Source organism: Desulfovirgula thermocuniculi DSM 16036, assembly GCF_000429345.1.
Taxonomy (GTDB): Bacteria; Bacillota; Desulfotomaculia; order Desulfotomaculales; family Desulfovirgulaceae; genus Desulfovirgula; species Desulfovirgula thermocuniculi.
The window spans coordinates 70261-76260 of sequence record NZ_AUBR01000007.1; the positions used below are offsets into that span (position 1 = coordinate 70261).

Genomic DNA, 6000 nt, shown 5'->3' on the forward strand with positions numbered 1-6000 from the left:
GTAGGCGCTGTACTACTCCCCCGCCTGCATCTCCCATTTACGCCTTCGGGCATAGCTGGAAACGGCTGCTGCGTACCCGGTAAAAGTCCTGATTTCAGCCCTCCGGTCGCGGCAGTGGGGTGCAGCGAATGCTGGTGCGTGCACCGCTGCGAACTGAGTGGTCTGTGCCTTGCCGTACACTCCCCTTACCTGTGACCTGCCCCCCGCCTCGGCAGGGAAGCTCAGCCACGGGGCGGCGTCTACTGCGGCGTATCCTGGTGCCTCCCTCGTCCCTTCCGGGTGAGGGGGTTTGCCGCGTCCCCTGCTTCCTCTCCCCCGCCGCCGGGCCGTCCCGGCGAGGGCCCGGCGGCGAAAGACAAAAAGCAGGGAGGGAAAATGCTGGAAGGATTTTTATGCGTGGGGCGAATACTATCGTTTGCTAGAAGTTTAGGGGGCAGTTTTATCACTGGTTCGGCATCGCTGAACTCCGGGGCACAACAATTCTTCAAGCGGAACACCAAACTCCTGGTACGCCTTTAATGCAACTCTTACGGAGATCCCCTGGTGTCCATTTATGATGTTGGAGTAATTGCTTTTTGTAATTCCCAACCGACGAGCCATTTCCGTCTTGTTGATTTGAAGCTTCATTCGGATCTCTTCCAGCTTGTGCATTAGCACCACACCCTTTGTAGTTCACCGACTTTGAACCCATTATAATTCAGATACGTTGAACCTGTCAAGATGCAAGTTAATAATCTCTGAACGCAGTTGTAAATTCAGGGCGCCTGAATTACACTGAAAATGAGGTGGTCACAGTGACTTTTGGAGAACGCCTACGGAAAAGGAGGATGGAGTTAGGTCTTCGCCAAGAGGATGTGGGCAAGTGGGTTCACGTAGGGAAATCTACTGTTTCACAATGGGAAAACGGTATTCATATGCCTGATATGGAAACTGTTTCTATACTTGCCAACCATCTTGGTGTTTCCGTCGATTGGCTTCTTGGACGCACGAACGATCCCCATCCAGCGCCTGAGGAAAGCGTGCTCCCCGATATTCGCAGGATTGCCCGCGCCGCTGAAAAGATGACCCCGGAGCAGCGGAAGAAGTGGATAGAAACCTCCATCCAAATTGCGAAGGTGTTGTTCCCCGAGGCGTTTGAAAAAGATGGAAAGGATACCTGACGGACCGCGGGAAATGTGGGTCATAAAAAAGGCGCGGGAGTTTATAAAGGCAACAGGCATTTGCTCGCTTCCTGTAGATCCTGCGGAAGTTGCCCGCCGGTGCGGCTGGCGCGTGTTTACCGTAAAAGAGGTGGCGCGACTGACCGGGCTTACCAGGTGGGAGATTTTATCTGCAGGCCAAGAAAGCGATGTATTTTACTGTAATAGGAAATATTGCATAGTGTATGACGAGTTATCTTACTATCCTCGTGCTCGCTATAGTATCGGGCATGAAGTGGGACATATAGTGCTAGGGCATTTGGAGCAATTTGATAAGACTTGTTTGCTTAGGAACAACAACTTGACTGCATTGGAATACTGGGTTTTAGAGCGAGAGGCGGAGATTTTTGCCGCAGAGCTTCTCATGCCTCTTCCGATATTGAGGGCTTTAGGGAGAATGATGCCGGAGCTTATAAAACCAGAGGTTATCATGAAGATGTGTCACGTTTCTTTAACAACGGCAAGCATAAGGTGTAACGAAATAAACCGTAGTTTTGCCCTTGACGATTTAAGTGATGATGACTGGATGCAGCAACAATTCGGTACCTACCTTCAAGTGTGGGGCAATTTTGTTAGAGAATTCAAGGTATTTGAAGCGCACCGTGAAATAGCAGTAGCAAGGAATGATGAACTGGATATATCCCTCTAAAAAGCAATCCGCCTAGGCGGATTTTAGTGTTTTCGGGGCATTTCGACATTATACGACAATGGTATTGTTTTTAGAGGGAGTCAACTAAGGCATGCCAGTTTAGCGTACTGCTGGTCCTCGAGCTAGCGGCAGTTTAACTGCAGAAGTACCCGACCTTTTGGAGTGCGTTATTTGGGGGAAAATGAAAGAAGAAGCTATTGAGTACATTAAGGATTTTTTGTTGTTTTTGGCGTGGTCACTTCCAAAATAGCCTTAGAGCCCTTTAAGGTTCCACACTGTAACCCATAATTTTACAATTTGAAACTCTGAGTTAGCCGATCGGGGGGTTAGTAGAAATGGATAAGAAGACTGAAGGTGCTTGGATTATACATCATTGCTATAAACTCTTTAACGTGGTACTTCCCTTTCAGGAATATGAACAAATTAGCTTTGCAGGCAAATGTGGTATTATGCTTAACGCTTTAGCAAGTTCAAAAGTAAAAGATATAGAATACGAGCGGGTTAACATCCTAGCTAAGGCAAATGGCATTAATACGAAGCTGGAGTTGCCCCCCATTCTTGAGGAATTAAAGAAGCAAAGACTTATTGACACAGGTAAATCAGGGATCTCTATTCTTGGTCTCACAACAACAAGTATTTTAGAACACACTGCCAGAATTTTTGAGGAGGCTTCTCCGACTTCACATGAGAAAGCTGCACTCGAGGTATCCGAAAAAGTATCTGAACTCCCTGTTAAAAAGGAAAATGTACTGGAATACGTATCCGACATATACCGTCTCCCCAAAAAAGATACTGAAGATATTCTCACCCAATATGAGCAAATTGGCTTCATTGATTATGAAGATGTGGGCGATCAAAGACTGTATTTCAATGGCAACCTCTTTAGAAGAAACGATATGAGAAAGATATATGGTATACTTTCTTCTCTCAGTTCAGATGAAGTCAGAAAAGTATCAGAATTATCCAATCAGCTCAAGATAAAAGCTTGTATCCCAAAACAAGAAGCAGTAGCAATTCTCGGTGATAACCTTTATTCAAAACTTTGTTCCATCGGATTCATAGATGAGAATTCAATCGTTAACGAAAATGGAACTTTTTCCTTTATCACACAGCCTGCAGCTTTTTCCAAGTTTACAAATTCTATAGCCGACGACGCTTTCGACTTGGCAAAGGCTTTTGTTACATCTCTCACTTATGGGATGAATTATAGTCCGTATAAACGTGGTAGGATAATAATGATAAGGGAGCTTATGAAAAAACTTATAGACGGCGATTGGGTAGGCCCAGCTACTGCTATAGGACATGATTATAAGATACTTGAAATAAAGGGGGTAGTGGAAGTAAAACCTGTTGGTGATGGTCGTTTTTACATGCGCCTTCTCAAAAAAGATGTAGGGCAATTAGCTCTAATGGCCATTACTGAAGGTGAAGCTAGCACACAATCTCTTCTGCAACTTCCTCCTGTTTCTGCGATAAGTTACCGCGGTCCCGAGGAAAATCGTGTCTTGATCCGGAAAAAACAAATGGAACCATTAAAAAAGAGTGTCGCTAAGCTACTTAATGACCTTCGTACGGGAGGGCTTGGTTGATGGGATCACAGCACCATTTAGGCAAAGGAGAAGTGGCTGAAGAAGCTCTTAGAGCATACTTTTTGTCGCTAGGCTATTTTGTCGTCCGAAGCGTTCCATTTAGTTACAAGGGATTTGATGTAACCGATGTAGATCTATGGCTTTATTTAAAGTCCACTTCTTTGACTCGCGAACGTATATGCGTAGACGTAAAAAGAAAAAGGACCCCACAGGCACTAGAAAGAATTTTTTGGATTAAGGGGTTGCGAGAAGTACTCGGCTTGGACCGTGCAATAGTTGCTACAACCGATAATCGGAAAGAGACTAGAGACTTTGGCGCGCGGCATGGCGTGATAGTACTTCCTGGGGAGTTTCTACAACGAATAATCAATGGGGTTAATATCAATTCCAATAGGATAACCGAAGAACTATTCATTCAGGACCTGAATACAAAATCCATTCTTGATGGAAGAATTTCCTGGCCACGCTTCTATAGAGAGTCGAAAGCCGTTCTCCTTAATGCACTCAATTTTAACGGATGTAATCTTTATCTGGAAAAAATTCGGTTTCTTATAGAAGAGTATTTGGCTTCGAATAGGACATCTTTAGCTTCTCTTCGACTGCTTTACATTTTAATCTCTTACTTTTTGATTGCTGTTGACTATTCTTCACGTCTCCTAATCCCTCTTGACTTCAACTTAAGAAAAGCATGTTTTGCGGAGGGCTTCAGGTACGGTGCTGCGGGTAAAGAGCGTGCTAAAGAAATAATCGATGATGCGCTGTACCTCCTCGCAAGTTCATCTAACACAGGGCTCTTTTCGCGTGAAAAATTTGAACAAGAAATAATAAGTCAGCTTACTGAATACCCTGCTGAGATACTTGCCGATTTCTTTGCTAAATCCGATAATTTAAAGCATCTTTTTACACTAGCCAGAGACTTTGAAAATCTAGCATTCTCACAAAGCATAACAATGCCACATGAGTGCCCAAGCCACATTAAGGGAATTCTTGGATTGCTATGCGATTTTCTAAGGATTGATAGACGTAAAATTATCTAGCACTACTACGTTAAGTGGCTGACGCTTTATTGATAACGGAATATGCTTTAGGTATGAGGTACGAGGAACTACTGGCACGGAGCGCATATTTCAAGCGGTACTTGCATTCGATTTTGCCGCTATTGGGCCGCCAGGAACGGGGGCACCATGCCCAGGTGTATATACGCGACCTGCTGACGGAAGGGGGGCGCAAGACACCGGCTGCCATTGCCAAGCGCTGGCCGGACGGAAACGTGCAAGCACTGTAGCAACTTACTAGCCAGAGCCCCTGGGACTCCTGGAAAGTCCGCCGGGCTGTGTGCGAACTTGTCCTCCAGGAGCTTAAAGACCTCCAGCAGCCCGTGTGGATTGTGGATGAGACCGCTTTCCCCAAGAAGGGAGACCACAGCGGGGGTGTGGCCCGGCAGTATTGCAACACCCTGGGCAAGGTGGCCAACTGCCAGGTGGCGGTTTCGGGTGGTAGAATTTCGCCGGGAACTGACAGCCCGTCAGCTGCATTATGTGGTGGGCATTGACAAAGACACCCTTCTGGCTCTACTTGCGGTACCCCCAACCGGTGATGGCTTTGAGGTTTATCCTGGGGACCGCAAAACCGTTAGCCAGTTGGCCCGGGAACAGCCTGCTGCTACCTGGCGGGAGGTAACTTGGCGGATCGGTACCAAAATGCTTTGGAAAGCCGTTTTTGGGCTGCCCGCTTGCAGGCCCCCGAAGGCGAAGTTTGGTTACTTGCGGAATGGCCGCCGGGAGCAGACGAACCGGAAAACTTCTGGCTTTCCAACTTACCGGCCGAGACGTCCCTTTCTCACCTGGTGTACTATGCCAAGAGCCGCTGGTGGGTGGAGCAAAATTATCGCCAGCTGAAGAACGAACTGGGTCTTGACCATTATGAAGGGCGTACCTGGCAGGGATGACATCATAATGTAATCTGGTCATGGTAGCTTTGGCTTCCTGGTGCTGGAGTTTCTTCATGCTCAAAAAACTCTATTTTCGTCGTGGACAATACCGAGCTTAAGACGCCTCCTTCAAGTGTGCCTCACTTCATGGTACGGGTACTGCCCCACCTGCAGGCAGAGGATTGTTAGCAGGTTGTTTCTGGCGCCAACTTAACGGTAGTAGTGAGACCGTCGCAAAACCGAAGGAAAATAGCAAGTCATAACCCTTTAACCAACTAGAATTAACATTATATGGCAATCAGGCTTTTATGGAAGAGCTTACCACAGCAAATCGCCACCTTTAGTACCAATATAAAGTAACCAAGTCCTTGAAAAAGGCAGAGAAACTCCTTATTCCTAGGCTGCCGCGGCTTTGACTGCCCGCTTGGCAGCAATTGCCAGGTACACCCATCGCTTGAAGTTTACCGCCAGGGCAGTGAAAATGGCCTGAAGCCTAGTCTTTACTAGCCCCCAGTAGCGGGCGCGTCGTAGCCCGTGCCAGCGGGCCAGCTCACCGTTTTTGGGCTCAATTAAGGCACGGACACGCATGTCGTGCTTGTACGCAGGTGTCTGGCTGTAAAGATATGCCTCCAT

General features: G+C 47.0%; 7 protein-coding genes and 1 pseudogene. 6 read left to right on the forward strand and 2 right to left on the reverse strand.

Features of this window, described 5'->3' with window-relative positions; translation table 11 throughout:
- Nucleotides 1-426 precede the first annotated feature (426 nt).
- Nucleotides 427-651: a helix-turn-helix domain-containing protein gene (locus G454_RS22835; RefSeq protein WP_084413206.1), complete on the reverse strand. Its 225-nt coding sequence runs from the start codon at nucleotides 649-651 to the stop codon at nucleotides 427-429.
- Between the two features lie 143 nt (nucleotides 652-794).
- On the opposite strand from G454_RS22835, the gene G454_RS20220 reads away from it, so the two are divergent.
- The 6 genes and pseudogenes from G454_RS20220 (at nucleotide 795) to G454_RS0103165 (ending at nucleotide 5385) form a co-directional block, all read left to right on the forward strand.
- Entirely contained in the window at nucleotides 795-1160 is a 366-nt protein-coding gene (locus G454_RS20220; RefSeq protein ID WP_281168432.1) for a helix-turn-helix domain-containing protein, read from the forward strand.
- Entirely contained in the window at nucleotides 1144-1848 is a 705-nt protein-coding gene (locus G454_RS20770) for an ImmA/IrrE family metallo-endopeptidase (RefSeq protein WP_084413207.1), read from the forward strand. The genes G454_RS20220 and G454_RS20770 overlap by 17 nt, the downstream gene beginning before the upstream one ends.
- A gap of 335 nt (nucleotides 1849-2183) precedes the next feature.
- Nucleotides 2184-3437 carry a hypothetical protein gene (locus tag G454_RS21290; RefSeq protein ID WP_156896637.1) on the forward strand — a complete coding sequence of 418 codons (1254 nt, stop codon included), beginning with the start codon at nucleotides 2184-2186 and terminating at the stop codon, nucleotides 3435-3437.
- Complete coding sequence (locus G454_RS21295) at nucleotides 3437-4474, forward strand: hypothetical protein (protein WP_156896638.1); 1038 nt, start codon at nucleotides 3437-3439, stop codon at nucleotides 4472-4474. The genes G454_RS21290 and G454_RS21295 overlap by 1 nt, the downstream gene beginning before the upstream one ends.
- Before the next feature lie 263 nt (nucleotides 4475-4737).
- A pseudogene (locus G454_RS22840) lies at nucleotides 4738-4989 on the forward strand (transposase); the annotation flags it as partial.
- Between the two features lie 129 nt (nucleotides 4990-5118).
- Nucleotides 5119-5385 (forward strand): hypothetical protein, encoded by a 267-nt coding sequence (locus tag G454_RS0103165; protein ID WP_156896639.1) that lies wholly within the window; start codon nucleotides 5119-5121, stop codon nucleotides 5383-5385.
- 378 nt (nucleotides 5386-5763) lie between these two features.
- Here G454_RS0103165 and G454_RS0103170 read toward each other — a convergent pair.
- A partial coding sequence (locus G454_RS0103170) for a transposase (protein WP_027717435.1) occupies nucleotides 5764-6000 on the reverse strand: 237 nt, incomplete at its 5' end.